Source organism: Desulfobacterales bacterium, from assembly GCA_029211065.1.
In the GTDB taxonomy this organism is placed as follows: Bacteria; Desulfobacterota; Desulfobacteria; order Desulfobacterales; family JARGFK01; genus JARGFK01.
The window spans coordinates 1-3,477 of record JARGFK010000212.1; the positions used below are offsets into that span (position 1 = coordinate 1).

Sequence of the window (3,477 nt, forward strand, 5' to 3'; positions counted from 1 at the left end):
GAAACAGGTCTAACTGCATCTTTTAAAGTCTGAATTTAAAATTTTTCAAATATAACAGCCCTAATTTCTCAGCAAATCAGCATCATGATCAGTTTGATAAATAAAAAGCCACTTCACTAAAAACGAATGAACCGAAAAGTTTTAATTGTTTTCAGTGCCAAAGAAATCGAAAAATATGGGATCTTTTCGTTCCCGGGTGCAATTGAAATCCAGATATCAGAAGTAATCCGGGTTGTCAACCGCTGCTTTTGTTAAAACATCATAGAATTTCGGCAAGTTAGACAATTTAATGGTTTGATCTTAATCCTCGTAATCCATGATGACCGGGTCACGCAAAATGAGTTCGATGGCGTTGCCGGCGGTCTCGGCTGCTTCCGGAAAAACCGGCGCCAGCGCCTTGATATGCCGCAGATTGTCTGCGGTTCGCAGAATCAGCATGGCCAGGTCCCCCTCTTCGATTTCGGAAAGCGCCAAAGCATCTTCCCATGACTGCTGCGTGGCCCAGAGATACAATGTGGCCGCCGGTCTTAAAAAGAGCGGAATGACGCTGAAGCCGCGCGCCTGCATGTGCCGGCTGAAGGGACGCAGCCCCCTTCTGATTTTATCAAAAGTTTTTGTCAGTTTTTTGGGCAGAAATTTTTTATCGATACGGTCGTCGGGCTCGCGTTCATTGACAAAAGCGGCCATGACAGCGGCCAGGAGGGCCGGGTCGGCGGCAGGTAGAAGTTCGCGCCGAAACCCTTCCGCCACCATCAGGGGTTGATCGATTCTGAGGTGTGAGGCCCAGATGCCGTCCTTTTCCAGCTTGCCGTCCGGCGCAACATATCCGTTTTCAATTAAAAAATTAAGATGCCGCAAAAATTCCTGCCACAAAACCTTGTGGCCGTAGGGGTCTATTGTCCGACTATTCCTCTTGCCGTTGTGCAGGATCAGGTATGTCGCAAAAGACTTTTTTAAAAGGTCTTCAATCTGGTCGGGGGTATGCGACAGAAGCAGGTTCAGGACCATGGAAAAGTTGATTTTTATCTGACTTTCCACGTTTGACGGCGGGGCATTGATCAGTCGGGCCACCAGCCGGGGATCCATAAACTTTCCGGGTACGGCCATTGCAAAGCCGATATGGTCCATGCCGCGGCGGCCGGCCCTGCCGGTCATCTGGTGAAATTCGGTAGGACTGAGGGATTGAAATTCCGTTCCGTTAAACCGGTCTGAATTGAAAAACACCATGGTCCTGGCGGGAAAATTCACGCCGGCCGCCACGGTGGAAGTAGCAAATACGGCATCCAGCAGACCCGCGGTCATCAGATTCTCCAGAACCAGTTTCCAGGCGGGCAATTGTCCACTGTGGTGCGCGCCCACGGCGAACCTTTCCAGAGAGAGTCGCTGACGGTGATGCGACAGATGCGGATTGTGACAAAGGAGGGATTCGACGCGATCCCGCAGATCCGTTTCATGCCGGGAGTTTCTGATCCGGTTTTGCGTGCAGCGTTCAACCGCGCGGTCACAATCCGCGCGTGATTTCAGAAAGAATATGGCCGGCAGCAGATTGTATTTTTTGAGTACTTCCAAAATGGCGCCAAAAGGGGGTAATTGACGCGGCGATGTGAACACGCTGCGGGTTTTACCCTTAAGGTACTGATCGACTTTTTTGGACAGCCTTTTTTTTTCGGAGGAACCCCCATCGCTTAAGAGCGGATAGAGGGTTCCGGAAGGGTGAAAGAAAAGCGGGAAAAGCGGAACCGGGCGTTTATGCTCCTGAATCACCGTACATTTTTGGGAACGAATGGATGAAAGCCATTGAGCGATTTGCGGGGCGTTTCCGATGGTTGCCGACAGCATCAGCAGCGGAATGCGGGGGGGAAGGTATATCATGATTTCCTCCCAGACCACACCGCGGTCTTTATCTCCCAGGAAATGGGCCTCATCCAGAACTACTAAATCAGCCGCCAGCGTTTCGCCCTGGTGCATGCTGTCATATAGCTGATTGCGCAAAATTTCAGTCGTACCCACAATGATGGGGGCATCCGGGTTTTCCTTCCTGTCGCCGGTGAGAATACCGACATGCGTGTCGCCAAAAAGGGAAGAGAATTCAGCGTATTTTGAATTTGTCAATGCCTTCAGAGGGGATGCATACCAGGATTTTCCGCCCCGTTTGTGAATTCGTGCGATGGCCTGTTCTGCTATCCAGGTTTTTCCGGCGCCGGTGGGGGCGGTCACCAGACAGTCGTTTTGCTGAATGGCCGCTATGGCCTGCAGTTGAAACGGGTCGGGTTTGAAGGGTTCGGGGGCCGGGACCCCAATAGCGGCAAACACTTTCGTTAATTTTTTGTCTGCTCCTGGCTTAATGTCCACATGTGCTTCGCGGGCACGGGGGCGTTTTCCTTTGTATATGGCAGGTCTCTTTGGATGCATGGGCCTTTATACCTGTTTCATGCAAGATTTAGGTTATAAACCGGCAATGATAGACTGAACCACGGAAAGGGCGCCGGAATCCACGTCATAAGGTGAAATACCGTTTACGTCCGCTTCAATGAAAGCATCATCATAGGGGATAAACCCTAAAATTTCAAAATCGGACAGGTGCTTTTGTAAAAAATCCCGGTCCTGTTGCGTGCGGACCTTGTTTGCAATCACCGCAATCTGTTTAAGGCCGATTTCTGCTGCCAGCTGCCGGATATGCCCGGCCGTATCAATGCTGCGGCGGCCGGGCTCTACCACCACCAGCAACCGGTCCACCGCGCTGGCAGTCGCCCGTCCCAGGTGCTCGATGCCGGCTTCCATGTCCATCACCACCACTTCATCGCGCGCCAGGACAATATGGGTGATCAGGGCTTTGAGCAGCGTGCTCTCCGGACAGATGCAGCCGGCGCCGCCTTTTTTGACGCCCCCCAGGCGCATTAATTTGATATGATCGAGTTTGGCCGACAGCTTTTCCGGAAGGTCATCCACCTTGGGGTTTAATTTGAAAAAACCGCCGATACTGCCGGGTTTGGCCTCAGTCCGTTCAAAAATCAAATCTTTCATTTCCGCAATGGGAACGATTTTATCCGCGTCGGCAATGCCGAGGGCGGCCGCCAAGTTGGCGTCCGGGTCGGCATCGATTGCCAGCACATGTTTTCCCTGGGCGTTGAAGGTTCGAATCAAGAGCGCGGAAAAAGTCGTCTTTCCGACGCCGCCTTTGCCGCTGACAGCTAATTTCATTTTTCATCCTTTCTCGGTATAAAGCCGGTCAAAATGGTGTTAATCTTTTTGTCTGTCATTCCTGATAGTGCCATGTGTTCTTAAAATATAACACAACATCGTTTGGGGCAAGGCAATATTCAACAGAATCTATGATTACCCCGCCGCCCTGTCTGTGACAAGAAGGGGGATTTGCTTGCCGTGATGGTTCAAAGAATCCCCGACAAAGGCTGGTCGGTTCCGGGTCAGGCGCTAAATCCTTGACGATTACTTGATTAAGCGATAAAAAGATTTCTT

General features: G+C 51.1%; 3 protein-coding genes. All 3 read right to left on the reverse strand.

Annotated elements, in window-relative coordinates:
* Window positions 1-300: 300 nt before the first annotated feature.
* On the reverse strand, window positions 301-2,352 hold the full coding sequence (locus P1P89_22765) for a DEAD/DEAH box helicase (protein ID MDF1594345.1): 2,052 nt from the start codon (window positions 2,350-2,352) through the stop codon (window positions 301-303).
* Between the two features lie 93 nt (window positions 2,353-2,445).
* Entirely contained in the window at window positions 2,446-3,201 is a 756-nt protein-coding gene (locus P1P89_22770; protein ID MDF1594346.1) for a carbon monoxide dehydrogenase accessory protein CooC, read from the reverse strand.
* A gap of 55 nt (window positions 3,202-3,256) precedes the next feature.
* Window positions 3,257-3,477: hypothetical protein (locus P1P89_22775; protein ID MDF1594347.1), on the reverse strand; the 221-nt coding region annotated here is incomplete at its 5' end.